Genomic DNA, 26,714 nt, shown 5'->3' with positions numbered 1-26,714 from the left:
AAGCGAAATGTTATATTATTAAAGCCGCTAAGAACGGCGAAGATGATCTTTGAAAACTAAACAAGACAAAACGTACCTGTTAATTCGAGTTTTTATAAAAAAATCCTATGATACTTCATAGGTAGTCAGTCAAACTGGCGAAAAGCAAAACTTCGGTTTTGTACTTTTTCGGAGAGTTTGATCCTGGCTCAGGACGAACGCTGGCGGCGTGCCTAATACATGCAAGTCGAGCGGACAGAAGGGAGCTTGCTCCCGGATGTTAGCGGCGGACGGGTGAGTAACACGTGGGTAACCTGCCTGTAAGACTGGGATAACTCCGGGAAACCGGAGCTAATACCGGATAGTTCCTTGAACCGCATGGTTCAAGGATGAAAGACGGTTTCGGCTGTCACTTACAGATGGACCCGCGGCGCATTAGCTAGTTGGTGGGGTAATGGCTCACCAAGGCGACGATGCGTAGCCGACCTGAGAGGGTGATCGGCCACACTGGGACTGAGACACGGCCCAGACTCCTACGGGAGGCAGCAGTAGGGAATCTTCCGCAATGGACGAAAGTCTGACGGAGCAACGCCGCGTGAGTGATGAAGGTTTTCGGATCGTAAAGCTCTGTTGTTAGGGAAGAACAAGTGCGAGAGTAACTGCTCGCACCTTGACGGTACCTAACCAGAAAGCCACGGCTAACTACGTGCCAGCAGCCGCGGTAATACGTAGGTGGCAAGCGTTGTCCGGAATTATTGGGCGTAAAGGGCTCGCAGGCGGTTTCTTAAGTCTGATGTGAAAGCCCCCGGCTCAACCGGGGAGGGTCATTGGAAACTGGGAAACTTGAGTGCAGAAGAGGAGAGTGGAATTCCACGTGTAGCGGTGAAATGCGTAGAGATGTGGAGGAACACCAGTGGCGAAGGCGACTCTCTGGTCTGTAACTGACGCTGAGGAGCGAAAGCGTGGGGAGCGAACAGGATTAGATACCCTGGTAGTCCACGCCGTAAACGATGAGTGCTAAGTGTTAGGGGGTTTCCGCCCCTTAGTGCTGCAGCTAACGCATTAAGCACTCCGCCTGGGGAGTACGGTCGCAAGACTGAAACTCAAAGGAATTGACGGGGGCCCGCACAAGCGGTGGAGCATGTGGTTTAATTCGAAGCAACGCGAAGAACCTTACCAGGTCTTGACATCCTCTGACAACCCTAGAGATAGGGCTTTCCCTTCGGGGACAGAGTGACAGGTGGTGCATGGTTGTCGTCAGCTCGTGTCGTGAGATGTTGGGTTAAGTCCCGCAACGAGCGCAACCCTTGATCTTAGTTGCCAGCATTTAGTTGGGCACTCTAAGGTGACTGCCGGTGACAAACCGGAGGAAGGTGGGGATGACGTCAAATCATCATGCCCCTTATGACCTGGGCTACACACGTGCTACAATGGACAGAACAAAGGGCTGCAAGACCGCAAGGTTTAGCCAATCCCATAAATCTGTTCTCAGTTCGGATCGCAGTCTGCAACTCGACTGCGTGAAGCTGGAATCGCTAGTAATCGCGGATCAGCATGCCGCGGTGAATACGTTCCCGGGCCTTGTACACACCGCCCGTCACACCACGAGAGTTTGCAACACCCGAAGTCGGTGAGGTAACCTTTATGGAGCCAGCCGCCGAAGGTGGGGCAGATGATTGGGGTGAAGTCGTAACAAGGTAGCCGTATCGGAAGGTGCGGCTGGATCACCTCCTTTCTAAGGATATATGGAGCAGCGTACGTTTTCGTCTTGTTTAGTTTTGAAGGATCATTCCTTCAAAACATGTCTCTAGCGAGACAGGATTGTTCTTTGAAAACTAGATAACAATAAGTAATACATTCACATTGAATGCAATGCAAAGTTCATCACACATAGTGATTCTTTCTAAAGTAAGAAATGGTTAAGTTAGAAAGGGCGCACGGTGGATGCCTTGGCACTAGGAGCCGATGAAGGACGGGACGAACACCGATATGCTTCGGGGAGCTGTAAGCAAGCTTTGATCCGGAGATTTCCGAATGGGGAAACCCACTGCTCGTAATGGAGTAGTATCCATACTTGAATACATAGAGTATGAGAAGGCATACCCGGGGAACTGAAACATCTAAGTACCCGGAGGAAGAGAAAGCAAATGCGATTCCCTGAGTAGCGGCGAGCGAAACGGGAACAGCCCAAACCAAGAGGCTTGCCTCTTGGGGTTGTAGGACACTCTATACGGAGTTACAAAGGAATGATATAAGCGAAGAGGTCTGGAAAGGCCCGCCAAAGAAGGTAACAGCCCTGTAACTGAAATGTCATTCTCTCCAGAGTGGATCCTGAGTACGGCGGAACACGTGAAATTCCGTCGGAATCCGGGAGGACCATCTCCCAAGGCTAAATACTCCCTAGTGACCGATAGTGAACCAGTACCGTGAGGGAAAGGTGAAAAGCACCCCGGAAGGGGAGTGAAATAGATCCTGAAACCGTGTGCCTACAAGTAGTCAGAGCCCGTTAACGGGTGATGGCGTGCCTTTTGTAGAATGAACCGGCGAGTTACGATCCCGTGCAAGGTTAAGCAGAAGATGCGGAGCCGCAGCGAAAGCGAGTCTGAATAGGGCGCATGAGTACGTGGTCGTAGACCCGAAACCAGGTGATCTACCCATGTCCAGGGTGAAGTTCAGGTAACACTGAATGGAGGCCCGAACCCACGCACGTTGAAAAGTGCGGGGATGAGGTGTGGGTAGGGGTGAAATGCCAATCGAACCTGGAGATAGCTGGTTCTCTCCGAAATAGCTTTAGGGCTAGCCTCAAGGTAAGAGTCTCGGAGGTAGAGCACTGATTGGACTAGGGGCCCCTACCGGGTTACCGAATTCAGTCAAACTCCGAATGCCGATGACTTATCCTTGGGAGTCAGACTGCGAGTGATAAGATCCGTAGTCGAAAGGGAAACAGCCCAGACCGCCAGCTAAGGTCCCAAAGTATACGTTAAGTGGAAAAGGATGTGGAGTTGCTTAGACAACCAGGATGTTGGCTTAGAAGCAGCCACCATTTAAAGAGTGCGTAATAGCTCACTGGTCGAGTGACTCTGCGCCGAAAATGTACCGGGGCTAAACGTATCACCGAAGCTGCGGACTGTTCTTACGAACAGTGGTAGGAGAGCGTTCTAAGGGCTGTGAAGCCAGACCGGAAGGACTGGTGGAGCGCTTAGAAGTGAGAATGCCGGTATGAGTAGCGAAAGACGGGTGAGAATCCCGTCCACCGAATGCCTAAGGTTTCCTGAGGAAGGCTCGTCCGCTCAGGGTTAGTCGGGACCTAAGCCGAGGCCGAAAGGCGTAGGCGATGGACAACAGGTTGATATTCCTGTACCACCTCCTCACCATTTGAGCAATGGGGGGACGCAGGAGGATAGGGTAAGCGCGGTATTGGATATCCGCGTCCAAGCAGTTAGGCTGGGAAATAGGCAAATCCGTTTCCCGTAAAGGCTGAGCTGTGATGGCGAGCGAAATTTAGTAGCGAAGTTCCTGATTCCACACTGCCAAGAAAAGCCTCTAGCGAGGTGAGAGGTGCCCGTACCGCAAACCGACACAGGTAGGCGAGGAGAGAATCCTAAGGTGATCGAGAGAACTCTCGTTAAGGAACTCGGCAAAATGACCCCGTAACTTCGGGAGAAGGGGTGCTTCTTAGGGTGTTAAAGCCCCGAGAAGCCGCAGTGAATAGGCCCAGGCGACTGTTTAGCAAAAACACAGGTCTCTGCGAAGCCGTAAGGCGAAGTATAGGGGCTGACGCCTGCCCGGTGCTGGAAGGTTAAGAGGAGCGCTTAGCGTAAGCGAAGGTGCGAATTGAAGCCCCAGTAAACGGCGGCCGTAACTATAACGGTCCTAAGGTAGCGAAATTCCTTGTCGGGTAAGTTCCGACCCGCACGAAAGGCGCAACGATCTGGGCACTGTCTCAACGAGAGACTCGGTGAAATTATAGTACCTGTGAAGATGCAGGTTACCCGCGACAGGACGGAAAGACCCCGTGGAGCTTTACTGCAGCCTGATATTGAATGTTGGTACAGCTTGTACAGGATAGGTAGGAGCCTTGGAAACCGGAGCGCTAGCTTCGGTGGAGGCATCGGTGGGATACTACCCTGGCTGTATTGACCTTCTAACCCGCTGCCCTTATCGGGCAGGGAGACAGTGTCAGGTGGGCAGTTTGACTGGGGCGGTCGCCTCCTAAAATGTAACGGAGGCGCCCAAAGGTTCCCTCAGAATGGTTGGAAATCATTCGCAGAGTGTAAAGGCACAAGGGAGCTTGACTGCGAGACCTACAAGTCGAGCAGGGACGAAAGTCGGGCTTAGTGATCCGGTGGTTCCGCATGGAAGGGCCATCGCTCAACGGATAAAAGCTACCCCGGGGATAACAGGCTTATCTCCCCCAAGAGTCCACATCGACGGGGAGGTTTGGCACCTCGATGTCGGCTCATCGCATCCTGGGGCTGTAGTCGGTCCCAAGGGTTGGGCTGTTCGCCCATTAAAGCGGTACGCGAGCTGGGTTCAGAACGTCGTGAGACAGTTCGGTCCCTATCCGTCGCGGGCGCAGGAAATTTGAGAGGAGCTGTCCTTAGTACGAGAGGACCGGGATGGACGCACCGCTGGTGTACCAGTTGTTCTGCCAAGGGCATCGCTGGGTAGCTATGTGCGGACGGGATAAGTGCTGAAAGCATCTAAGCATGAAGCCCCCCTCAAGATGAGATTTCCCATTCCGCAAGGAAGTAAGATCCCTGAAAGATGATCAGGTTGATAGGTCTGAGGTGGAAGCGTGGTGACACGTGGAGCTGACAGATACTAATAGATCGAGGACTTAACCTATATTCTAATGTGAAGTTTGAACATTGTTATCTAGTTTTGAGAGAACATTCTCTCCATCAGGTTTGGTGGCGATAGCGAAGAGGTCACACCCGTTCCCATACCGAACACGGAAGTTAAGCTCTTCAGCGCCGATGGTAGTTGGGGGTTTCCCCCTGTGAGAGTAGGACGCCGCCAAGCTTTTTGTTTATATCCTTCCAATGGAAGAAGTTACTTTATCATTCCGCAGTAGCTCAGTGGTAGAGCTATCGGCTGTTAACCGATCGGTCGTAGGTTCGAGTCCTACCTGCGGAGCCATGCTTCCATAGCTCAGTAGGTAGAGCACTTCCATGGTAAGGAAGAGGTCAGCGGTTCGAGCCCGCTTGGAAGCTTTCCTCTATATGTTGATATGACAAGGTTTCTCGATGATGAGAAGGCTTTTTTTTATGTCCTTTTTTATTGATTGCAGGTGTATTAAGGATCTTCAATCTGTTGTAATTGATTTGTCTGAAGCGCGTATGTATATGGGATGAATCAGCCGTGGCAGTGATAGAACGTAAGGAAAAGTATCAAGCCTATGGTGTTTAAGGTGGACATAGTTGGAATGGATACTTCAAATCAATAGCTTGAGAAACAGGTGAATGGTTCTTAAAAAGGTCATTCTGTCTGTTACAATAGAAAAGATAAGAAAGTGAAGGATGGAGGTGGCCGGCATGCTTGTGCGTTTGAATCAAGTGCTCGGCCGGATGATGCCGCTCATTACGCCTTTTAGTGTGCTACTCGGTGTTTTATTGGCGGCCTATTTAAAGGATTTTACGTTTTTGGTGCCATGGGTATTTGCTGTTATGACCTTTGCAGGGAGTTTGTCTTCAACTTTTTCGGCGTTAAAGCATACGGTGATGCACCCATTGCCTTTGATTTTATCGTTTATGATTTTGCACGTGTTGATGCCTCTTTATGCTTGGTCAGCGGGACATCTCATATTTGCGGGTGATGCCATGACGATCACCGGTTTGACACTTGCAATGGTGATTCCCACAGGAGTTTCTAGTTTAATATGGGCGGCAATGTATAAAGGGAATGTTGGGTTAACGTTATCCATTATTTTAATTGATACATTGCTTTCGCCATTGATAGTGCCAGCCAGTTTGTCACTTTTGGCCGGTACACAGGTTCACATGGACATGGTCGCGATCATGAAAGGGCTGTTTGGGATGGTGGTGCTTCCATCTATTTTAGGGATGCTCGTTCGTCAATATGCAAAGCCTGCTGTGACAAAAATGATCAGTCAGACACTGTCACCTTTTTCAAAAATAGGCTTGTTTGTAGTGGTGTCGATTAACAGTTCTGTTGTCGCGCCATACTTGCGTGAACTGGATGCCGCATTTTTTAGCAAGGCAGCGACTGTGTTTCTCATTGCGATGAGCGGATATGCGTTTGCATGGTTGATTGGGAAGGCGATGAAATGTACCCAAGGAGAGATTGTGGCCATCGTGTATACGGGCGGTATGAGAAACATTAGTGCGGGGGCTGTGCTTGCCATTAGCTTTTTCCCGCCTGCTGTCGCTGTTCCTGTAGTGATTGGCATGCTGTTTCAGCAAGTGCTTGCTGCCTTATTTGGCTTCTTACTCAATCGTTTTGAGCTGAAGGCACCTGCCGTGACCAAATCTTTCTCATGAAAAAAACCTCCATCCTTTGATAGATGGAGGTTTTTTCTGTGATTTAATAGATGAGATATTTTTTCCGTTTCTTTTCGAATGTTTTGAGGTCGTGATGAAAGCGTTTTATGATGTGTTTGACGGAAGTTCCTTTATTAATTTCTTCTTTCATCCAGCCGTTCCCGATGAGTTTGTCAAAGCTGCCTGTTTGAAGGAACTGAAAGTCATTAGGGTATAAATCATGTATTGCTTTGATGATGGATAACCCCGTTTTCACCGCTTCGAAGGATGAGCGGTCAGTAACGTATAACTGCACACCATGAGATAGTGTACCGGCATGTTTAGAAAATGTGGGGGTGAATGACACAGGTCTAAATTGAACGCCTTTTAGTTTTAGCTGATTTAAATGATCTGCCAGCTCGCTGCTATTGATATATGGTGCACCAATGAGCTCGAATGGTTTTGTTGTTCCTCTGCCTTCAGAGACATTTGTGCCTTCAATTAATCCTGTGGCAGGATATACAAAGGTACTATCCACTGTTGGCATGTTAGGAGAAGGAAGGACAAACGGCAGCTTTGTATCATCGAATGTCATGGACCGCTTCCAATTTTTCATTTTGACGACTGTTACATCAGCATTGATATGAAACTCTTTGTTAAACAGGTTTGCAAGCTCACCAGTAGTCATTCCATGTCTTAATGGGATTGGATAGAGCCCTACAAATGAGGCGTGTTCAGGCTCTAATACAGGTCCTTCTACTTTTAGTCCGCCAATGGGATTTGGGCGGTCTAGGACAACAAAGGGAATGTTGTTTTCCTTAGCGGCTTCCATCGCATAGGCCATCGTGTAAATATAGGTGTAATAACGAGCACCAACGTCTTGAATATCAAACAGCAGGACATCTACATTTTTCAGCATTTCAGGAGTTGGTTTTCTTGTTTTTCCATAAAGAGAGTAAACAGGAAGACCTGTTTTTTCATCGGTATAGGATTCGACGCCTTCTCCTGCTTGTGCATCGCCGCGCACGCCATGTTCAGGTCCATATAAAGCAGTGAGCTTGATATTTGGATGTTCAAATAGGAGATCGACACTGCTTTTCATATTTGCATCGATGCCAGTTGGGTTTGTAATGAGACCAATTCTTTTCCCTTTTAGCCATGAAAGATTACTTGAGAGTAGTGTTTCGATCCCTGTTTTGACTGCTGCTTTTTTTCCTTTTGTGTCTGTTCGTTCTTGATCTACGGGAGAGGCGGCGGTCAATGTGCTCATCATGAGAATGCTTGCGAGTATGAAGCTTGCTGTTTTTTTCAAGAGAATCCCTCCTATTTGATCTGTTTCCCTTTCAAGTTGAGTCCATAGCCGAATGGGTAAAGGGTTTGATTTGGATGAGTGACAGATGGGATATCAACTGGCAGTTTCCCTTTAGGTGATGCAGCTCCAAATATCACGTCTAGTCCAGCAGGAATATTTGGCTGATTAAATTGTCCGTTTGAGTAGCCTTTAAAACCGTACACAGCTAGTAAGGCATCAGCTTCTTCAAAATTTGCCGCATCATAAGGGTTTCTAAGACTCATGATGACCATTTTTTTGTTTTGTGCTGCTGCTTCTTTCATGACAGCACGAGGGAAGGCAGTAGCCCATTTTTTCGGATCCTGGATATTGTCATCAATTACGCCATCATTCACAGCTGGGTCATTTTGGACAACGTAAGAGCCAGTGATGACATAGTCAGCTTCTTGTATTAGTTTGGCCGATTCTTTGGTGAATGTTTTATCCGCAAAAGCATATGATTGGATGCGTACAGGCTTGATCTTTTTTTGTTTCATGAGAGATTCGACTGTGACAGACATCGCTTTTGTTTGATCTTCGTAAGGTGCCATGACCACAATTTTGTCATTCTTTTTAGGCTTGAAAGGTAAGGTTTTTTTGTTGTTTTTAAGCAGGGTGATCCCTTCACGTGCCATTTTTTGTTCTGCTTTAAGGTGCGACTTTTTCCCAACGACTTGAGTGGCTTTTTTGATTTTTTTCTCAAGACTGATCGGTTTTTTGGAGGAAATAATGCCACGTTTGATTTTTAATTGAAGAATTTTTTCGACAGATTCGTTGATCTGCGACATCGGAATCTCTTTCTTTAAAATCGCTTGTTTGACAGCATTGAATACATTCTCTAGGTTTTTCTCTGTTTTTAATGAGGTGACTGGTGCTGGCATGAGAGCGATGTCGACACCTGCTTTAATGGCCATCACTACGGCTTCTTCCTGTCCGAAATTATCTGCAATCGCTTTCATATTTAGAGCGTCTGTCACAACAACACCTTGAAAGCCCATCTCTTCTTTTAATAAGTTTGTGATGACTTTTTTTGATAAGGTTGCTGGAACCATGATGTCCTCGCCATCTTTTTTGCTTCGATACGTTGTGTCATCAATGGCAGGAAATTGCACATGAGCGGTCATGACCATATCTGCACCAGCATTGATAGCTTGTTGGAACGGATACAGCTCAACCTTTTTTAAACGATCTAGGTCATGCTCTACGAGCGGCAAGCCGTAGTGACTATCGACGGCTGTATCACCATGTCCCGGGAAATGTTTTAGTGTGGAAATGGTCTTTTCCTTTTGAAGTCCTTTCATGGTTTGAAGGCCAAGTCTAGAGACAAGAGCAGGATCAGAGCTAAAGGAACGGACACCAATGACGGGGTTGTTTGGGTTATTATTCACATCAAGCACAGGAGAGAAGTTTGTATTGATGCCTAAGGCGTTTAATTCTTTTCCGATGATTTTTCCTGTGTCATATGCATTTTTTTTGCTTCTAGAGGCACCAATCGACATATTTCCTGGGAAATGTGTTCCCTTTTGTAACCTTGTGACGATTCCGCCTTCTTGATCAATGGAAATGAGTAAAGGAATTTTTGGTGATGCTTTTTGAAATTCATGGGTGAGTTTCACGGTTTGTTTTGTATCAACGACATTCTCGGCAAATAAGATGACACCGCCTAGATGATATTTTTCTACAAGATGAGATACTTCGTTATTCATCTTTGTGAAGCCTGTAGGTGCGGATTCATCTTTTGTTTGCCAATTGCGAAAGTCCGGCATGAGCATTTGACCTATCTTTTCATCCAGTGACATGTCTTGAACCATTTGTTTGGCGGTGGGCAGAGAGGCAGAGCTAACCTTTTCCGTTGGAATGGAAGAGGTTAGCAGGGCTAAAACCAGTGCAGCGGGGAAGAGAGCTTTCAACATCGAATTCCTCCTTTTACTGAAAAGATTCGTAGATTGCGGTCATGATGCTTCCATAAGTACCAGTTGGGAACAGGTCGCCTTCAAATTGATTAGGATTTGTTTCTGGTGAAACAACGGGTGAATGTTTCTTATTTGTCAGCAAGACGACACCTAAATTGTGTTTAGGATCAATCAACGTCATGGTGCCAGTCCAGCCAGTATGTCCATATGCTTCGTTACTTGCATATTTTCCAAACATCCATTCCATGTCAGTATGACCGTTTTTTCGCCAGCCTAGCCCGTAAGTTGGGTTCGTATCAGATGAGGCTGTAAAGAGATCGATAGAAGCTTGATCAAAGATGGTTGTTTTTCCATAGCCTCCTTTGTTAAGCATCAGCTGTAGCAGCACGGCCATATCTGAGGTGTTCGAGAATAGACCAGCGTGGCCGGAGATACCTGCCATTGAGTAATATGCTTTCTCATCGTGTACTTCACCTAGCAGGGTGTACCGTCGGATGTTTTCAAATTCGATCACACCGTCTCGTGAATTGCCTAAACGTTCGGTTGCTGCAAAATGCTTCGGCTTGAACCCTTTTTGCAGCGGATTGAACATTGTATGTTTGAGACCTAGCGGCCGATAAATCGTTGACTCGACATATTGATCAAGAGGCATGCCTGTTTTTTTCTCGATGATCATGCCTAGCAGCATGTAATCAATGTCACTATAAATGTGCTGGGTACCTGGCTTGTATTGCAGCGGTACCTTTGGCAGCCATTTCATTGTTGTTTTTCTGTCTTGAGAGAAAAAAGAGCCAGCTGATTCTTTGCTATAAAATAAGACACTGGAAGGGAGACCGGCAGAATGGGTGAGAAGATCCTTTACCCGAAGCTGATCTTTACCGGTTACCTTTGCATCAGGTTCATCCTGAAAATCTGGAAGGATGGCCTGTATTTTTTCGTTGACATCAAGTTTTTTCTCGTAGACAAGCTTTTGCAGGGCATAGTTGGTCGCATACATTTTTGTATTGGATGCCAAATCAAATAGTGTATCTTTTTTCATTTTTTTATACGATTTGAGTTCTGTTGTGCCATCATATTTTTGCCGGTAGCCATAGGCTTTTTGATGGACGATCTTTCCGTCCTTGATAATGATGAGAGCGGCTCCTGGAAATCCTGCTTTGATGTCATTTTGAATCATTTGATCAACCTTCCTCAGCTGCCTGGAAGAAAAACCTACTTGTTCCGGTCGTTTTGCTTTTTTTAAGACGGGATATTCTTCAGGTGCTGTTTTAGACAAAGACGATACAGGATGGGAGCTAGTTGCAAATGTTTGTACTGGTAACCCAAGGAGCATGAACAGACATAAGATCAAAAGAAAACATTTCTTCAAGGTCTAGACCTCCTTATTGATTGTTATCCTCGAATTCAACAGCCATATCATCATGAAATCCAAATAAGTATGTGAAGAAAAATCCAGCAACATATGCAATAAATAGTCCAATTAAGTAAAGAAGCATTTGATGTGTGTGAACAATAAAGGTTAATGGAAGACCGGATACTCCGATGGCTTTCGTCGCGATTTGGAAGTAGGCTTGAAATGCGCCGCCGATTCCTGCACCAAGACAAGCGGTGAGGAATGGTCGTCCCAGCGGGAGTGTGACACCGAAAATGAGTGGTTCACCAATGCCCAGCATCCCTGAAGGAAGTCCACCAGCAATGGCTCTTTTGAGCTTTTTCTTTTTTGTTTTCATATAAATGGCGAATGCAGCGCCTACCTGTCCTGCACCGCCCATAGCGAGAATTGGCAGAAGCGGGTCATCTCCAATTGAATTGATGAGTTCCATATGAATCGGTGTCAGCCCTTGGTGAAGTCCTGTTACAACAAGTGGGAGGAAGGTCGCACCAAGAACAAACCCTGCGAAGATACCGCCCATATTTAATAGGTAAGTCAGTCCTGAGGTGATGGCATCAGATATAAATCCGCCGACTGGCATGAAGACAACGTACGTGAAAATGCCTGTAATGAGTAGTGTGATGGTTGGTGTGACGATGATATCAAGTGATTGCGGGACGAAGCGTCTAATTCGAGTTTCCACAAGTGCCATAAAGATGGCGGCTAGCAGAACACCGATGAGTCCGCCTCTGCCTGGTAGAATATTTGTGCCAAATAACATAATGTCTGCGGAGGCTGGGTTAATAATGAGGATACCAGCTAAGGCGCCTAATGCAGGAGAGCCTCCAAATTCCTTTGCGGCATTTGTTCCGACTAATATACCGAGATAAGCGAACAGGCCAGACCCTATAACCGTTAAAATAATCGCGGCTTGAGATTTTTCGTCAAGCCAGCCTGCTTGCACGATTGCTTTTGTAATCCCGGTAATCAGACCTGAGGCAACTAGTGCCGGAATGATTGGAATGAAAATGCTGGCAATCCGCCGTAAGAACAGCTTGAACGGTGTGCGGTTCTTTTGTGAAATGGCTTGCTTGTTTTTTTGTGCTTCGTTGTTTAAATCATAAGAGCCAGCGGCATTTAGCAGCTCTTCAAACGCACTTGATACTTGGTTGACAACACCAGTGCCTAAAATGATTTGAAGCGTTTCTGCTTCGACGACGCCAATGACGCCATCGAGTTCTTTGATTGCTGTGACGCGAACTTTTTCATTGTCCATCGGTGTAATTCGGAGCCTTGTCATACAATGTGTATGGGAAGAGATATTTTCAGAACCACCACAGAGTGAAAGAATGTCTTTCGCCAACTGCTGATATTTCTTTTGATGACTCATGTTGAATCCCCCTTTGATTTTCGTTTCATGGAGCGGATGGCATGCCTTGTCTTGTCAATATATTGCGCTGTCTCTTCATATTGACGGGAAGCTAAACTGAGAAACAAGACATCAATTAAGTAGAGCTGTGCCATTCTAGAGGAAGTGGCAGCACTGCGAAAAGGTGCTTCATTGGAACCAGACGTCGATAGGTGAACATCACATAAAGCAGAAACGCTTGTATGACCTGGATGTGTTAAAGCAATGGTTTTCACTTGATTATCTTTTGCGAGCTGAAGAGCTTGAATGATGTCTAACGTTTCTCCTGAAAAGGATATACCAAACACAATGTCATTCTCTCCCGCATTTGCGATGACTGTGGATGCGATGTGCATGTCAGTGAAAGCTGTCGCTGCATAGTTAATTCTGAGAAATTTCTGCTGGGCATCAGCTGCGACGATGCCAGATGCACCAACACCGATAAAATGAATTTGATTTGCATTCAGTAGTAATTGAACAGCCTTTTCTAAAGCATCTGCATTTAAAATAGAAGCGGTGTCCTTAATCGATTGAATCGAGTTTCCTGCCGTTTTTTGAATAATGGATTGAAGCGGTTCATCTTGTTCGATATCTCTGTAGCCTTGTTTATCGTCATGCATCAAGTCTCCAGCGATCCGCATTTTTAAATCGTGATAGCCATCCAGCCCGAGAGATTTACAAAGGCGGATGACTGCAGAGCTGCTTGCGCCAGCTGCCTGACTAATTTCGTGTACTGTGCTTTTAATGACTTTGTCAGGATGGGCAAGGATATAGTCTGCAATAATTTTTTCAGATTGGGGAAGCTTTGATTTGATTGTGTGTAGTAGGGTAAGTCCACCTGCTGACATGAGCTCTGCCTCCTTTAGGATTGATAACGTGAGATCGCTTTGTCGATATGGCCATTCGTTTTATTGAGTAAATCTTTGGCTGTTTTCTTGTCTGTGTTTGTTTGGAGCATGACGATGGCGGTTTTGACTTCTAAGTCTGCTGCTTCGAGAGTCTTCACGGCTTGTTCGTAGGAAGCGTTTGTCACATGTTGAATGATGGTGATGGCGCGTTCTTTTAATTTATGATTGCTGACTTTTACATCAACCATCAGGTTTTCATATACTTTGCCTTGTCTGATCATGACTGAGGTGGAAAGCATATTTAAAATCATTTTATGAGCGGATGCCGCTTTCATTCTTGTTGACCCAGTGATGGCTTCTGGTCCTACAATGACCTCAATGGCGCAATCTGCCAGTTCACTAATTTCTGCTTGTTCATTGCAGCTGAGGGCTACTGTTTTTGCTCCAATTGACTTTGCGTAGTTTAAAGCGCCGATGATATAAGGTGTTCTGCCGCTTGCGGCAATACCGACGACTGTATCTTTTGATGTCAGGTGAATGTGTACTAAATCCTGTTTGCCAGCTTCTTCACTGTCTTCCACATCTTCGGCAGCTTGAGAAAAAGCAGAGTCTCCGCCTGCCATAATACCTACAATCACATCAGGTGAGACGCTATAGGTTGGGGGACATTCGACAGCATCCATTACGCCAATTCTGCCGCTTGTTCCGGCGCCTAAATAAACGAGTCTGCCTCCATTTGAGATGGATTCATAGGCAAAGTCACTAGCTGTTTTGACATGTGGAAGTACAAGGTTGACTGCTTGAGCGACCTTCATATCTTCTTCATTGATCATCTGGAGCATTTCCAGCGGGTCTGCTTGTGAAATTCCCATTGTGTTGGGGTTTCTTGATTCTGTTGTCAAAGAACGCAGTTGAGATGGCTGCATGTGACATACCTCCTTATTTCTTCATTTTCAGTATATTGAGTATGATATGAAATTTCAATATTATATTTGAATATTGAAATTATATTTCAATCAAAATGTTGAACGAATAGGTGGTAAATAGTTAGAAAATAAAAAAAATAAAAATCCCCTTTACAAAAGGGGGACAACCTGTATATAATAAATTTTGTCAGCTTCACGGAAACAACAAACTTGACAAACTGGCCCGTTGGTCAAGCGGTTAAGACACCGCCCTTTCACGGCGGTAACACGGGTTCGAATCCCGTACGGGTCACCATAATGTGGAGGATTAGCTCAGCTGGGAGAGCATCTGCCTTACAAGCAGAGGGTCGGCGGTTCGAGCCCGTCATCCTCCACCATATGCCGGTGTAGCTCAACTGGTAGAGCAACTGACTTGTAATCAGTAGGTTGGGGGTTCAAGTCCTCTTGCCGGCACTGTTTTTTCTTTATCAATTCCATATGTGGAGGGGTAGCGAAGTGGCTAAACGCGGCGGACTGTAAATCCGCTCCCTCCGGGTTCGGCGGTTCGAATCCGCCCCCCTCCACCATTTTTGGGCTATAGCCAAGCGGTAAGGCAACGGACTTTGACTCCGTCATGCGTTGGTTCGAATCCAGCTAGCCCAGTTAAGACACCTTTTTCAAAAAGGTGTCTTTTTTTTTATGTTGGCAGAGTGAATGTATAACTATTCAAAATGTTGTTGAGTTGAGTCAGAAGGCATCAAGAAAGTAAAATATAAGCATGAACGGAAAGGGGATGTACATATGGGAGAGGAAAAGAAGGTCACGATTGTCGGAGTTCCAATGGACTTGGGGCAAACGAGAAGGGGCGTCGATATGGGGCCGAGTGCGATTCGTTGTGCAGGCGTAAAAGAAAAATTGGAAACGCTCTCATTTGATGTAGAGGATCTCGGTGATATTCCAGTTGAACAAAGAGATGATGAGAAAGGTTTATATACAAGTGAAAAGCTAAAAAATTTGACTGAGAATGCTGGTGCGAATCAGCTGCTTGCTGAGAAGGTTGACAGTATTGTGCAGTCAGGTTCATTTCCACTTATTTTAGGCGGTGATCACAGCATTGCGATTGGCACTCTTGCTGGGGTATCCAAGCATTATGAAAACTTAGGTGTCATTTGGTATGATGCACACGGGGATTTGAATACGGAGGAAACGTCTCCTTCTGGGAATATTCACGGCATGCCGCTTGCTGTCAGTCTCGGTCTTGGGCATGCTGATTTAACGAACATTGGCGGTTATTCTCCTAAATTGAAGCCTGAAAATGTCGTTTTAATTGGTGCTCGATCCTTAGATGAAGGAGAACGGGCATTGATTCGGGAAAAAGGTATTAAAGTGTATACGATGCATGAAATTGATCGTTTAGGGATGACAAGGGTGATGGAGGAAGCCATTGCCTATCTAAAGGAAAGAACAGATGGTGTCCATCTATCACTTGATTTAGACGGGCTAGACCCAGCGGAATGCCCTGGCGTAGGCACACCGGTTGCAGGCGGCATTAGTTACCGGGAGAGTCACCTCGCAATGGAGCTTTTAGAGGAGGCAGGTATTTTAACGTCTGCTGAATTTGTGGAAGTAAATCCGGTATTAGATGAGAAAAACAAAACAGCAGAAGCGGCTGTTGCGTTAATTGGATCGTTAATGGGTGAAAAGCTATTGTAGAGCGGGACTTGTTCCCGTTCTTTTTTGTTTTGGGAAAATTTAAGGATATGTTAAGGTTTTTACCGGTTGATAAGCGTAACACACTGTCAAAAATTTGTTACACTATTTTTTAGAGGAGAATGAAACCTTTTGGAAAGAGGTTCGTATACATAAAGACCGGTGAAGGCAGAGGTTGAATATACTATGGACACAATGATTAAAAAGAGAATTAAGCAAGTGAAAAAAGGCGACCAGAACGCATTTGCAGACATCGTAGACCTGTATAAAGACAAAATTTATCAGCTGTGCTACCGTATGCTTGGGAATGCACACGAAGCGGAGGATATTGCGCAGGAGGCGTTTATTCGTGCCTATGTGAATATCGAAAGCTTTGATGTGAATCGTAAGTTTTCCACGTGGCTGTACCGCATTGCAACCAACCTGACCATCGACCGTATTCGCAAAAAAAAGCCGGATTATTATTTAGATGCAGAGGTGGCAGGAACAGAAGGGTTAAATATGTATTCTCAAATTGCTGCTGATGGCATTTTGCCAGAGGATGAGGTGGTGTCTCTTGAATTATCGAGTACCATTCAGCAAAAAATTCTAAGGTTACCCGACAAATATCGTTCGGTCATCGTATTAAAGTATATTGATGAACTCTCGTTAAAAGAAATTAGTGAGATTCTGAATATACCAGTTGGTACGGTGAAAACGAGAATACACAGGGGTAGAGAGGCTCTCCGGAAACAGTTGAGAGACCTTTGAGTGAGGTGATTTTGATGAGCTGTCAGGATAAAATCGTCCAGCTTATGCATCAGTATTTAGACGGGGACATTGAGCCCCAAGACGAAAAAGAATTAAAAAGCCATCTGCAATCGTGTGAGGAATGCCGTACTCATTTTCAACAAATTGAGAAATCCATCGCGCTAGTGCAGAGTACATCTCATATAGAAGCACCATCTGATTTCACTGCAAAGGTGATGGCAGGTCTTCCAAAGGAGAAAAAGCGTGTGTCGGTTCAAAGATGGATCAAAGCTCACCCGCTGATGGTAGCCGCTGCCCTCTTTCTCATTTTGATGGGAGGCAGTCTGTTTACAAGCTGGAATACCGATCATAATTTCAGTGTGTCAAAGCAGCCGAATCTCGTCGTTGAAAATGATACAGTGACCGTACCAAAAGGGGAAACCGTAAAAGGTGATATCACTGTCAAAAATGGCAAGCTGATTGTAGAAGGCAAGGTTGATGGAAATGTCACCGTCGTCAATGGGGAACAGCTGACTGCTTCTGCCGGACAAGTCACTGGTCAAATTAATGAAATTAATGAAGTGTTTGATTGGATCTGGTACAAAATGAAATCAACAGCACAAAACGTGATGCGGGTCATTGGTCCAGAGGAGCAAAAGTAACTCAAGCGATTTAAGAGCAGTCTCTAAGGGGGCTGCTCTTTTTCTATACATTGGTGAGATTCAAGCATACTAGCAAGTCAGCCAGATATGGCAACTATTTTCCTTGCTGAAACAAAATGTGGTATAATAGCCACGCTATGTATTGATACATAGGCTCTTTTTTTATTAAAAAATGCATCAAACGAAGAATAACTGAAAATTCTGGAGGACGAGGAAATGGCTTTAGGGGATATTCCTTTTTTGCAGTACCTCGGTAATGCTGTTGATATTCTCGTTGTTTGGTATGTGATATATAAATTAATGATGGTCATCCGCGGAACAAAAGCGGTTCAGCTTTTAAAGGGAATTGTGGTCATTGTTCTCGTCAGGATGGGAAGTGCGTATCTCGGTCTTAACACACTTCAATGGCTGATGGATCAAGCGATTACGTGGGGATTCCTTGCGATCATTATTATTTTTCAGCCAGAGCTAAGGAGAGCGCTTGAGCAGCTTGGGCGCGGCCGTTTCTTCTCAAGAAGCGGGACACCTGTAGAGGAACAGCAGCAGAAAACGATCGAGGCAATTACAAAAGCAATTAACTATATGGCAAAACGGAGAATTGGCGCGCTGCTGACAATTGAGCGCGATACTGGAATGAATGATTACATAGAGACAGGAATTCCTTTGAATGCAAAGGTGAGTTCAGAGCTGCTCATTAATATTTTCATTCCGAATACACCGCTTCATGACGGTGCTGTCATTATGAAGCGGGATGAGATTGCAGCTGCAGCTTGTTATTTACCGCTGTCAGAAAGCCCTTTTATCTCTAAGGAGCTTGGGACGCGTCATAGGGCGGCAGTTGGGATAAGTGAAGTGACAGACAGCTTAACTGTCATCGTTTCTGAGGAAACTGGCGGCATTTCTGTCGCAAGAAATGGTGATCTCCACCGAGAATTGACAGAAGAAGCGCTTGAAGAAATGCTGATTGCTGAATTTAGTAAGAACAGCAAAGATGCTTCCTCGACCAAATGGTATTGGAGGGGCAAGAAAAATGGATAAGATTTTGAATAATCGCTGGGCCGTTAAGCTTCTTGCATTGGTCTTCGCTTTATTGCTGTATGGTGCAGTCAATTCAGCGCAAGCGCCCACGCCGAAAAAAATCGGTGAATCCTTTTTCCCAACATCGACGACAGATGAAGCAACTTTAACCGACATTCCTGTTAAAGCGTATTATGATGACGAGAAGTACGTCGTCACTGGTGTGCCGCAGACAGTCAATGTCACGATTAAAGGATCAACTAGTGCTGTGAAAACAGCAAGACAAACAAAGAATTTTGAAATTTACGCAGACATGCAGAACTTATCGACAGGTACACATAAAGTGGAGCTGAAGGCAAGAGATGTATCGAAGGGACTCACACTATCGATTAATCCATCTGTGACGACTGTGACGATACAAGAAAAAACGACAGCTGAATTTCCTGTTGAAACCGAATTTTATAATCAAAATAAAATCAAAGACGGCTATTCACCTGAACAGCCCATTGTGAATCCGAAAAAGGTCTCAGTCACTGGATCAAAGGACGTCATCGACAAAATTTCTGTCATTAAAGCTTTTGTGAACTTAGAGGATGTTGATCAGCAAATTGAAAAAGAAGCGAAGCTCACTGTGTATGATAGCAGCGGGAATGAGCTGCCAGTCGAAGTGAGTCCGTCCGTGGTGGATATTACGGTTCCAATCTCAAGCCCGAGCAAAAAGGTTCCGTTTAAAATTGAGCGGACGGGCAGCTTGCCAGAAGGGATCAGCATCTCAAGCATTGAGACAAGCCCGAGTGAGGTCACAGTGTACGGCTCTCAAAAGGTGCTGGATGCACTTGATTTTATTGATGGTGTCAAGCTGGACCTAAGCAAGATCAAAGATGATACGGAGATTGATGCCGACATTCCCCTGCCAGATGGTGTGAAAAAGGTATCGCCCGAAACTGTTAAGATCAAAGTGAAGGTTTCGACAGCTGAAGAAAAAAAGATCGATAATGTACCGATTTCTGTCGTGGGTTTGAGCAAGGATCTCACATCTGATTTTGTGAGCCCCTCTTCTGGACGGCTCACGTTAACAGCAAAGGGATCAAAGAGTGCGATTGATAAACTAAAGGCTTCAGATGTTGAAGCCTATATCAATGCAGGGGACTTGAACGAAGGAACCCATGAGGTCAAAGTTCAAGTGAATGGTCCTCAAAATGTGACATGGACATTATCAAGATCAAAGGTCAAAGTGAAACTCACTTCTACTGATACAGAGGATCAGCCGGCGTCTACGAATGATCAGAAGGATCAATCCTCTGATGAAGATGATCAGGATGAGAAGAGTAAAGAAGAATCCACGCAAGATAAAGCAAAGAAAGAATCGAGTCAAAGACAGCGGGTCAAAGAAGATAAAAAAGAGGACGAAGCGTCCTCTTGAATGGTAAAAAAGGAGCGATTGAAACATGGGCAAGTACTTTGGAACTGATGGTGTAAGGGGTGTAGCGAATAGCGAATTAACGCCAGAGCTCGCATTTAAAGTTGGGAGATTTGGCGGCTATGTGCTCACGAAGGATAAAGAACGTCCAAAGGTACTCGTTGGACGAGACACACGTGTATCCGGTCATATGTTAGAAGGAGCGCTCGTTGCAGGCTTACTTTCAATTGGAGCTGAAGTGATGCGTCTAGGTGTGATCTCAACACCCGGTGTGTCTTATTTAACGAAGGCAATGGATGCAGAAGCGGGTGTCATGATTTCTGCTTCACACAATCCAGTTCAAGACAACGGCATTAAATTCTTCGGCGGTGACGGCTTTAAGCTGTCAGATGAACAGGAAAACGAAATTGAGCAGCTGATGGATCAGCCGGTCGATCAATTACCACGCCCAGTTGGAGCCGATCTTGGGACGGTGAACGACTACTTTGAAGGCGGTCAGAAATACTTGCAGTTCTTGAAGCAGACAGCGGACGAGGATTTCACAGGTATTCACGTGGCGCTTGACTGTGCACACGGTGCAACCTCTTCTCTAGCGACACATTTATTTGCAGATTTAGATGCTGATGTGTCCACAATGGGAACATCACCAAACGGATTGAATATCAATGATGGTGTAGGCTCCACTCATCCAGAGGCACTTTCTGCTTTTGTGAAGGAGAAGGGTGCAGATATTGGTCTTGCGTTTGATGGTGACGGTGACCGTTTAATTGCAGTCGATGAAAAAGGTGATATCGTAGACGGCGATCAAATTATGTACATATGTGCACGTTATTTGAAGGATGAAGGCCGGTTAAAGGATGACACCGTCGTGTCAACGGTCATGAGTAACCTTGGTTTCTATAAAGCGCTTGAGAAACAAGGCATTAAGAGCATTCAAACAGCTGTTGGTGACCGCTATGTGGTCGAAGCGATGAAAAAAGACGGCTATAATGTCGGCGGCGAGCAGTCAGGCCATTTGATTTTCCTTGATTATAATACGACAGGTGATGGCATGCTTTCTGCGATCATGCTTGTGAATACACTCAAAGCGACAGGGAAAACATTATCAGAGCTTGCAGCGGAAATGGAAAAGTTCCCGCAGCTTTTAGTGAATGTGAAAGTGTCTGATAAATATAAAGTAGAAGAAAATGAAAAAGTAAAAGCTGTGATCCAAGAGGTCGAAAAAGAGATGAATGGTGACGGCCGTATCCTTGTTCGTCCATCGGGGACAGAGCCGCTTGTACGTGTCATGGCAGAGGCGAAAACAAAAGAGCTGTGTAATGAATATGTGGCTCGAATTACAGCTGTTGTGAAAGAAGAAATGGGTATTGAGTAATAGATGAAAGCAAATCGCTAGCAGCGGTTTGCTTTTTTTCGAATAAACGACATAATTGGATGGATCTATACGAATGATATAAGCGAGGGCAACTTGAAGCTGCCTTCATACATAGGAGAGCACATCAAAGGTAGAACGTGACAAGCCTCATCGCATATAGTGTATGGAGGTCTCACTTTCTCAAATGAAGGGGTTCACCCGCTAAATTGTGATTGACGGAGGTCAGACCTTATAGTACAATCATCCTTGTGTTACTGGATTTTTATTCTATCAGGAAAGGCAGGGTAGATGTTCAGAAACTCTCTTATAATTATAGCGCCCGAACTAAGCGATCGGACGAAAGATGCTTAGTTGACGAGGATGGAGGTTATCGAATTTTCGGCGGATGCCTCCCGGCTGATCAAAAAAAGAGATCACAGCCGTAAGTGTTTCTTTAAAGCAAAGAGGTGACTCTTTGTACAAAGGGAATACACATGATCTCCCAAATTAAACATGTAGAGAGGGACGAAGAAATGTCCCTTCTATTTTAGTAGGCTTTCTTTGTCCCTTTCACATGATCGGGAGGAAGAATATTTATGTGTGGAATCGTAGGTTATATTGGTCAGAATGATGCGAAGGAAATCTTATTAAAAGGTTTAGAGAAGCTTGAGTACCGCGGGTATGATTCAGCAGGTATCGCTGTGGCAAACGAAGATGGCGTGCATGTGTTCAAAGAAAAAGGACGTATCGCTGAGCTTCGTGAAGTCGTGGATGCAAACGTAGCATCTTCAGCAGGAATCGGACATACGCGCTGGGCAACTCACGGTGTACCAAGCCATCTAAATGCGCATCCGCATCAAAGTGCTTCTGGCCGTTTTACGCTTGTTCATAACGGTGTCATCGAGAACTATGTACAATTGACACGCGAATATTTACAAGACGTCACACTAAAAAGCGACACAGATACAGAGGTTGTTGTTCAAGTCATCGAACAATTTGTCAGCAGAGGTCTTGATACAGAAGAAGCTTTCCGTCAAACGCTTCTTCAACTAAAAGGCTCTTACGCGATTGCCCTTTTCGATAACGAAAACAAAGAAACAATCTATGTGGCGAAAAACAAAAGCCCATTATTGGTTGGTTTCGGCGAAGGATTCAACGTTGTGGCTTCTGACGCAATGGCGATGCTTCAAGTAACAAACGAATATGCGGAATTAATGGATAAAGAAATGGTCATTGTCACAAAAGACGAGGTCATCATTAAAAACCTTGACGGTGATATCATGACACGTCCTTCTTATATCGCTGAGCTTGATGCAAGCGACATTGAGAAAGGCACATATCCTCACTACATGTTAAAAGAAACGGACGAACAGCCGCTTGTTATGCGCAAAATCATCCAAGAATATCAAGACGAAAACGGCAAGCTGTCAGTCGCTGGCGATATCGCAAGCGCAGTAGCAGAAGCAGACCGCATTTACATTGTGGCTTGCGGAACGAGCTACCATGCTGGACTTGTCGGTAAACAATACATTGAAGACTGGGCGAAAGTACCTGTAGAAGTCCATGTAGCAAGTGAATTCTCTTACAACATGCCGCTTCTATCGAAAAAGCCGTTGTTCATCTTCCTTTCTCAATCTGGGGAGACTGCGGACAGCCGTGCTGTACTTGTTCAAGTCAAAGAGCTTGGTCATAAAGCATTAACGATCACAAACGTACCAGGATCTACGCTTTCTCGTGAAGCGGACTTCACATTGCTTCTTCATGCAGGACCAGAAATTGCAGTGGCTTCAACAAAAGCCTACACAGCACAAATCGCTGTACTTGCAATCCTTGCATCCGTTGCAGCTGAATTAAACGGTCAATCTCTTGACTTTGATCTTGTGAAAGAGCTTGGTATTGTAGCAAACGCAATGGAAGCCCTTGTGGATCAAAAGGATGAAATGGAACAAATCGCTCGCGATTTCTTCACAGTGACACGTAACGCATTCTTTATCGGAAGAGGACTTGACTACTATGTGTGCCTTGAAGGTTCACTGAAACTAAAAGAGATTTCTTACATCCAAGCAGAAGGCTTTGCTGGCGGAGAACTCAAACACGGCACAATTGCTTTAATTGAAGAAGGCACACCGGTCATTGCCCTTGCAACGCAAGAGCACGTGAACCTCAGCATTCGCGGTAACGTCAAAGAAGTCGTTGCACGCGGAGCAAACCCATGTGTCATCTCACTAAAAGGCCTAGAAGACGAAGGCGACCGTTTCGTCCTTCCAGCTGTACACCCAGCACTTGCACCACTTGCATCTGTTGTCCCATTACAGCTGATCGCTTACTACGCAGCCCTTCACCGCGGGTGTGATGTGGATAAACCACGTAACCTTGCGAAGAGTGTGACGGTGGAGTAGGGATTAAATAAAATCGGATTTTTGATACCCCTTTAGATATCGTTTCTAAAGGGGTGTTTTTGTTTCATAAGAACTGGAACGTACGAAGCTTTTTGATTAAGGGTACAATATTGGAAGATTTACATGGGTTATAATGTGCTAAGTACATTATAAATATAATGCCAAGCGCACCTTGCGCAGGTAATACAGGTTAAATAACAAAGAAAGAGAGCAGACACATGACCAAACATAAAATTTACACAATGAGCTTTGCAAAAGTCTATCCTCTCTATATCGCAAAGGCAGAGAGAAAGGGAAAAACGAAGGCTGAAGTTGATACGATCATTTGTTGGTTAACGGGATACAGTCCAGAAGAGCTGCAGGAACAGGTGGATCAGCAGATAGACATTGAAACCTTCTTTGCTGATGCTCCTGAGCTGCATCCTTCCCGCAACTTAATTAAAGGAGTCATCTGTGGTGTACGGGTAGAGGACATTGAGGAAGAAACCATGAAAAACATTCGTTATCTAGATAAGCTGATTGATGAGTTAGCGAAAGGAAAGACGATGGAAAAGATTTTGCGAGGTTCATCATGATCATCACAAGCAAGCCCAGTGAACTAACCTTCACTGGGCTTTTTTATATTTCTAGACCATTCGAATGATAAAAATAAAATCCATTTGAACGAATTCCCTCTTCATGTCGTCAAAAGAAGTGATATCAAAACAAATTGGTGTATGAAAAAGGGAGTGGCTTGGATGGATATGAAGATGATTTTACCTCTCGTTTTGCTGCAAGCGATTTTGATGGTGATTGGTTTGTTTGATTTGTTGAAAAGAGATCCATCGAGGATCAGAGGAGAGGTGAAGTGGATTTGGGCTTTGGTGATTGTGTTTGTGGCAAGTGCCGGTCCTATTGCGTATTTGATTTTTGGCCGTAAACAATCTTAAAAGGGGGAATTCGCTTGAATATGCTGGAGTGTCATGGGCTGACGAAATCGTATGGCCCGAATGAAGTTTTAAAAGATGTTTCGTTTTCTGTTGGGGAGGTTGGATGTGTTGGCTTTTTAGGAGCCAATGGAGCGGGGAAGACAACGACGATCCGGATTTTGACGGGGCTTGCTCGTCCTACTTCTGGGGCCGTGAAGGTGGCTGGTTTGGATGTCGCAAAGGAGATGGACCAAATCAGTCATGTGATTGGGTATTGTCCGCAGCATCCTGCATTTTATCAGGATATGACGGGGCAGGAGTGGATGCATTGGGTTGGCGGATTATTTCACTTAGAGAAAAAAATCATTCGCTCCAAAACAGAGGAGCTGTTGAAGCTTTGCCGGGTGTATGAGGCGAAGGATCGTGCCATTGGCAGCTATAGCGGAGGCATGAAGCAGAGGCTTGCCATTGCGCAGGCGCTTATCAACAGCCCGAAGGTTCTCATCTTGGATGAACCTGTGTCTGCACTTGATCCCATGGGGAGAAAAGACGTTCTGACATTGATTGAGCGTCTGAAACAAGAGATGTTGATCTTTATGTCTACCCATATTTTAGATGACATTGAACGTGTGGCAGATCATATTATCATGATCAACAGTGGCAAAATTGAGATGTCTTCTTCCATGAAACAGATCAAAGAAGACTATATCCAGCCAGTGATTGAATTTCAATTAGAACAACAGGATACGAAATTATTGGCTTTGTTAAAGGAGCGGGATTGGGTGGAGGAATGCATTGAGGCAGGGGACGGTTATCAGGTGCGAGTGAACGATCAACAAAGGGCATTGAAGGAGCTGCCTCGTCTGATTACTGAATCTGGCGGTGTTATCCTCCATTATCGCCTATCTAAGCTGACGCTTGAAGATATTTTCATGAAGGTTGTGACTGCATGATGATGTTGAAAAAAGAATTTAGGGAGTTATTCACTAGTTATAAAATTTTATTTGTGCCAATCATTTTTACGATTTTAATGATCACACAACCTATTACACTCAAAATGCTGCCAGATCTTTTATCGAAATCAGCGAATTTACCTGAAGGCTCCACATTTTATATACCAGAGCCTAGCGCTGGTGAGGCTTTAGCGAGTGCATTGAGTAAGTTCGATTCGCTTGGCGTTTTTATTCTCATTATGATCGTGATGGGGACGATTGCAGGAGAGCGTGCCTCTGGTGTGACAGCCATGATTATGGTGAAACCGATCAGTAGAACGAGTTATTATGTCTCGAAAATATGCGCCTATGCTTGTTTGACCTTGTTTAGTTTGGCGGTGGCGGTGCTTGCCTCCGTTTATTATGTGGACATCCAATTTGGGCATCTGGATTGGGTCAATGTCGTAAAAGGAACACTTCTTTATTATCCCAATTTATTGCTGATTGTCGTGTCGACCATTTGTGCTTCGGCATTCTTCACGCGTTCCGTCACAGCTGGCGGTGTATCGCTTTTGATCAACCTTATTCTGTTTACCGTTCCTTCATTTTACGAGGATACTTTAGGGAAGTTTGCACCTAAAGGCGTGACAAGTGCGGCTGAGGAGATGATTCATAGAGGGACTTATTCGGATCAGGCGCTTACAAGTTTTCTAGGTGTATCGGTATTGATTGTTTTCTTTTTCCTCATCGGATGGTTTCTTTTTAGAAAACAAGAATTATAGCAGGCTGTTGCGATTGTTTCTGTAAGTTTACTATGAGCATAAAAATCTGAATACGGTTGAAAATTTGATATGATGATAAAAATTTACTGTATTTTCAGAAAAGGGGTTTTTATTCATGAGAACATCACGTAATCCTGAGACCATTCATCCACCACTTGCACCATATACCCATCAAATAGAGACAACTGGAGCACAGCGGTGGTTAACCTTATCAGGTCAGGTGGGAATGGAGGCGGATGGGACAATCCCCGAAAGTCCGTTGGAGCAGCTTGAACTAGCGTTAGAGAATGTGAAACGAAACGTAGAAGCGGCAGATATGGCTTTGGAAGATATAACGAAACTAGTATTTTATCTCGTAGGAGAGTTCGATGCTGAGAGCAGAAAACGAATCATGGGGCAGTTTTTGGGCGATCATCTGCCTTGTATGACGATGATTTATGTGGTGGCATTGGCTTCTTCTGCTTTAAAGGTGGAGGTGGATGCTTGGGCGTGTCAGGAGATGGTTTTGGGTGATGGGGCGGTTTAATGGAATGGTGGTTTAATAGATAAAAGATTGGGATACTG

19 protein-coding genes, 7 tRNA genes and 3 rRNA genes are annotated in these 26,714 nt (G+C 45.1%); 23 read left to right on the top strand and 6 right to left on the bottom strand.

Features of this window, described 5'->3' with window-relative positions; all coding sequences use genetic code 11:
- The first annotated feature begins 165 nt into the window (after positions 1-165).
- The 6 genes from NSS92_RS13385 (at position 166) to NSS92_RS13360 (ending at position 6,482) form a co-directional block, all read left to right on the top strand.
- Positions 166-1,714 (top strand): 16S ribosomal RNA (locus NSS92_RS13385).
- 182 nt (positions 1,715-1,896) lie between these two features.
- A 23S ribosomal RNA gene (locus NSS92_RS13380) occupies positions 1,897-4,827 on the top strand.
- Between the two features lie 61 nt (positions 4,828-4,888).
- Positions 4,889-5,004, top strand: a 5S ribosomal RNA gene (gene rrf, locus NSS92_RS13375).
- Together the 16S, 23S and 5S rRNA genes with 2 tRNA genes alongside form the textbook arrangement of a ribosomal RNA operon.
- A 42-nt stretch (positions 5,005-5,046) precedes the next feature.
- Positions 5,047-5,121: transfer RNA gene (locus tag NSS92_RS13370), tRNA-Asn, on the top strand.
- 1 nt (position 5,122) lies between these two features.
- Positions 5,123-5,195: transfer RNA gene (locus tag NSS92_RS13365), tRNA-Thr, on the top strand.
- Between the two features lie 321 nt (positions 5,196-5,516).
- The gene (locus tag NSS92_RS13360) at positions 5,517-6,482 is read left to right on the top strand and encodes a bile acid:sodium symporter family protein (protein WP_267588165.1); all 966 of its coding nucleotides are present in this window, start codon (positions 5,517-5,519) and stop codon (positions 6,480-6,482) included.
- Positions 6,483-6,525: 43 nt separating this feature from the next.
- On the opposite strand, the gene NSS92_RS13355 is transcribed toward NSS92_RS13360, so the two are convergent.
- Genes NSS92_RS13355 through murQ form a run of 6 tightly spaced genes read right to left on the bottom strand, consistent with a single transcriptional unit; the run spans position 6,526 to position 14,258 of the window.
- Positions 6,526-7,773, bottom strand: coding sequence for an exo-beta-N-acetylmuramidase NamZ family protein (locus tag NSS92_RS13355; protein WP_340868592.1), 1,248 nt, complete (start codon positions 7,771-7,773; stop codon positions 6,526-6,528).
- Between the two features lie 11 nt (positions 7,774-7,784).
- Positions 7,785-9,704 (bottom strand): glycoside hydrolase family 3 protein, encoded by a 1,920-nt coding sequence (locus NSS92_RS13350; RefSeq protein ID WP_340868590.1) that lies wholly within the window; start codon positions 9,702-9,704, stop codon positions 7,785-7,787.
- A gap of 13 nt (positions 9,705-9,717) precedes the next feature.
- Positions 9,718-11,073: a penicillin binding protein PBP4B gene (gene pbp4b / locus NSS92_RS13345; protein WP_340868588.1), complete on the bottom strand. Its 1,356-nt coding sequence runs from the start codon at positions 11,071-11,073 to the stop codon at positions 9,718-9,720.
- A 13-nt stretch (positions 11,074-11,086) separates the two neighbouring features.
- Positions 11,087-12,466: a PTS transporter subunit EIIC gene (locus tag NSS92_RS13340; RefSeq protein WP_340868586.1), complete on the bottom strand. Its 1,380-nt coding sequence runs from the start codon at positions 12,464-12,466 to the stop codon at positions 11,087-11,089.
- Positions 12,463-13,332: a MurR/RpiR family transcriptional regulator gene (locus tag NSS92_RS13335; protein ID WP_340868584.1), complete on the bottom strand. Its 870-nt coding sequence runs from the start codon at positions 13,330-13,332 to the stop codon at positions 12,463-12,465. Before NSS92_RS13335 ends, NSS92_RS13340 begins: the two co-directional genes overlap by 4 nt.
- Positions 13,333-13,346: 14 nt before the next feature.
- Positions 13,347-14,258, bottom strand: coding sequence for an N-acetylmuramic acid 6-phosphate etherase (gene murQ / locus NSS92_RS13330; RefSeq protein WP_251216742.1), 912 nt, complete (start codon positions 14,256-14,258; stop codon positions 13,347-13,349).
- 220 nt (positions 14,259-14,478) lie between these two features.
- On the opposite strand from murQ, the gene NSS92_RS13325 reads away from it, so the two are divergent.
- The 17 genes from NSS92_RS13325 (at position 14,479) to NSS92_RS13245 (ending at position 26,676) form a co-directional block, all read left to right on the top strand.
- Positions 14,479-14,553 (top strand) — tRNA-Glu (locus NSS92_RS13325).
- A gap of 6 nt (positions 14,554-14,559) precedes the next feature.
- A tRNA-Val gene (locus NSS92_RS13320) sits at positions 14,560-14,635 on the top strand.
- A 3-nt stretch (positions 14,636-14,638) separates the two neighbouring features.
- A tRNA-Thr gene (locus NSS92_RS13315) sits at positions 14,639-14,711 on the top strand.
- Positions 14,712-14,739: 28 nt separating this feature from the next.
- Positions 14,740-14,824, top strand: a tRNA-Tyr gene (locus tag NSS92_RS13310).
- Positions 14,825-14,828: 4 nt separating this feature from the next.
- Positions 14,829-14,900 (top strand) — tRNA-Gln (locus NSS92_RS13305).
- Positions 14,901-15,038: 138 nt separating this feature from the next.
- Complete coding sequence (rocF, locus tag NSS92_RS13300; protein ID WP_251216743.1) at positions 15,039-15,950, top strand: arginase; 912 nt, start codon at positions 15,039-15,041, stop codon at positions 15,948-15,950.
- A gap of 183 nt (positions 15,951-16,133) precedes the next feature.
- Positions 16,134-16,697, top strand: a complete 564-nt coding sequence (sigW, locus tag NSS92_RS13295; RefSeq protein ID WP_024424449.1) for an RNA polymerase sigma factor SigW — start codon at positions 16,134-16,136, stop codon at positions 16,695-16,697.
- A gap of 14 nt (positions 16,698-16,711) precedes the next feature.
- Positions 16,712-17,338 carry an anti-sigma-W factor RsiW gene (gene rsiW / locus NSS92_RS13290; RefSeq protein WP_034284245.1) on the top strand — a complete coding sequence of 209 codons (627 nt, stop codon included), beginning with the start codon at positions 16,712-16,714 and terminating at the stop codon, positions 17,336-17,338.
- 216 nt (positions 17,339-17,554) lie between these two features.
- Positions 17,555-18,376 (top strand): diadenylate cyclase CdaA, encoded by an 822-nt coding sequence (gene cdaA / locus NSS92_RS13285; RefSeq protein WP_008344027.1) that lies wholly within the window; start codon positions 17,555-17,557, stop codon positions 18,374-18,376.
- The gene (locus tag NSS92_RS13280; RefSeq protein ID WP_267588159.1) at positions 18,369-19,778 is read left to right on the top strand and encodes a CdaR family protein; all 1,410 of its coding nucleotides are present in this window, start codon (positions 18,369-18,371) and stop codon (positions 19,776-19,778) included. Before cdaA ends, NSS92_RS13280 begins: the two co-directional genes overlap by 8 nt.
- 25 nt (positions 19,779-19,803) lie before the next feature.
- Positions 19,804-21,150 carry a phosphoglucosamine mutase gene (gene glmM, locus NSS92_RS13275; RefSeq protein WP_034284242.1) on the top strand — a complete coding sequence of 449 codons (1,347 nt, stop codon included), beginning with the start codon at positions 19,804-19,806 and terminating at the stop codon, positions 21,148-21,150.
- A gap of 575 nt (positions 21,151-21,725) precedes the next feature.
- Positions 21,726-23,528, top strand: coding sequence for a glutamine--fructose-6-phosphate transaminase (isomerizing) (gene glmS, locus NSS92_RS13270; protein ID WP_034621707.1), 1,803 nt, complete (start codon positions 21,726-21,728; stop codon positions 23,526-23,528).
- Between the two features lie 218 nt (positions 23,529-23,746).
- Complete coding sequence (locus NSS92_RS13265; RefSeq protein ID WP_340868572.1) at positions 23,747-24,103, top strand: DUF2200 domain-containing protein; 357 nt, start codon at positions 23,747-23,749, stop codon at positions 24,101-24,103.
- Between the two features lie 162 nt (positions 24,104-24,265).
- Positions 24,266-24,457, top strand: coding sequence for a PLD nuclease N-terminal domain-containing protein (locus NSS92_RS13260; protein WP_340868570.1), 192 nt, complete (start codon positions 24,266-24,268; stop codon positions 24,455-24,457).
- A 14-nt stretch (positions 24,458-24,471) separates the two neighbouring features.
- A complete protein-coding gene (locus NSS92_RS13255) occupies positions 24,472-25,389 on the top strand; it encodes an ABC transporter ATP-binding protein (protein WP_340868568.1) in 918 nt (305 codons plus the stop codon).
- Entirely contained in the window at positions 25,386-26,150 is a 765-nt protein-coding gene (locus tag NSS92_RS13250) for an ABC transporter permease (RefSeq protein ID WP_340868566.1), read from the top strand. The genes NSS92_RS13255 and NSS92_RS13250 overlap by 4 nt, the downstream gene beginning before the upstream one ends.
- Before the next feature lie 115 nt (positions 26,151-26,265).
- The gene (locus NSS92_RS13245; protein WP_340868564.1) at positions 26,266-26,676 is read left to right on the top strand and encodes a RidA family protein; all 411 of its coding nucleotides are present in this window, start codon (positions 26,266-26,268) and stop codon (positions 26,674-26,676) included.
- The last annotated feature ends 38 nt before the right edge of the window (positions 26,677-26,714 follow it).

The sequence above is a fragment of the Bacillus sp. FSL M8-0166 genome, assembly GCF_038008825.1.
Taxonomy (GTDB): domain Bacteria; phylum Bacillota; class Bacilli; order Bacillales; family Bacillaceae; genus Bacillus; species Bacillus safensis.
Note: the sequence above shows the minus strand (reverse complement) of the source record. Positions and strands in the feature narration are given on the sequence as shown.

Excerpts from the sequence above, each read along its gene's own strand:
- NSS92_RS13245 (WP_340868564.1), top strand. The coding sequence starts at position 26,266 with ATGAGAACATCACGTAATCCTGAGACCATTCATCCACCACTTGCACCA.
- NSS92_RS13340 (WP_340868586.1), bottom strand. The coding sequence starts at position 12,466 with ATGAGTCATCAAAAGAAATATCAGCAGTTGGCGAAAGACATTCTTTCA.
- murQ (WP_251216742.1), bottom strand. The coding sequence starts at position 14,258 with ATGCAGCCATCTCAACTGCGTTCTTTGACAACAGAATCAAGAAACCCC.
- NSS92_RS13280 (WP_267588159.1), top strand. The coding sequence starts at position 18,369 with ATGGATAAGATTTTGAATAATCGCTGGGCCGTTAAGCTTCTTGCATTG.
- NSS92_RS13250 (WP_340868566.1), top strand. The coding sequence starts at position 25,386 with ATGATGATGTTGAAAAAAGAATTTAGGGAGTTATTCACTAGTTATAAA.
- NSS92_RS13265 (WP_340868572.1), top strand. The coding sequence starts at position 23,747 with ATGACCAAACATAAAATTTACACAATGAGCTTTGCAAAAGTCTATCCT.
- NSS92_RS13260 (WP_340868570.1), top strand. The coding sequence starts at position 24,266 with ATGGATATGAAGATGATTTTACCTCTCGTTTTGCTGCAAGCGATTTTG.
- cdaA (WP_008344027.1), top strand. The coding sequence starts at position 17,555 with ATGGCTTTAGGGGATATTCCTTTTTTGCAGTACCTCGGTAATGCTGTT.
- rsiW (WP_034284245.1), top strand. The coding sequence starts at position 16,712 with ATGAGCTGTCAGGATAAAATCGTCCAGCTTATGCATCAGTATTTAGAC.
- NSS92_RS13360 (WP_267588165.1), top strand. The coding sequence starts at position 5,517 with ATGCTTGTGCGTTTGAATCAAGTGCTCGGCCGGATGATGCCGCTCATT.
- glmM (WP_034284242.1), top strand. The coding sequence starts at position 19,804 with ATGGGCAAGTACTTTGGAACTGATGGTGTAAGGGGTGTAGCGAATAGC.
- rocF (WP_251216743.1), top strand. The coding sequence starts at position 15,039 with ATGGGAGAGGAAAAGAAGGTCACGATTGTCGGAGTTCCAATGGACTTG.
- NSS92_RS13335 (WP_340868584.1), bottom strand. The coding sequence starts at position 13,332 with ATGTCAGCAGGTGGACTTACCCTACTACACACAATCAAATCAAAGCTT.
- NSS92_RS13350 (WP_340868590.1), bottom strand. The coding sequence starts at position 9,704 with ATGTTGAAAGCTCTCTTCCCCGCTGCACTGGTTTTAGCCCTGCTAACC.
- sigW (WP_024424449.1), top strand. The coding sequence starts at position 16,134 with ATGGACACAATGATTAAAAAGAGAATTAAGCAAGTGAAAAAAGGCGAC.
- glmS (WP_034621707.1), top strand. The coding sequence starts at position 21,726 with ATGTGTGGAATCGTAGGTTATATTGGTCAGAATGATGCGAAGGAAATC.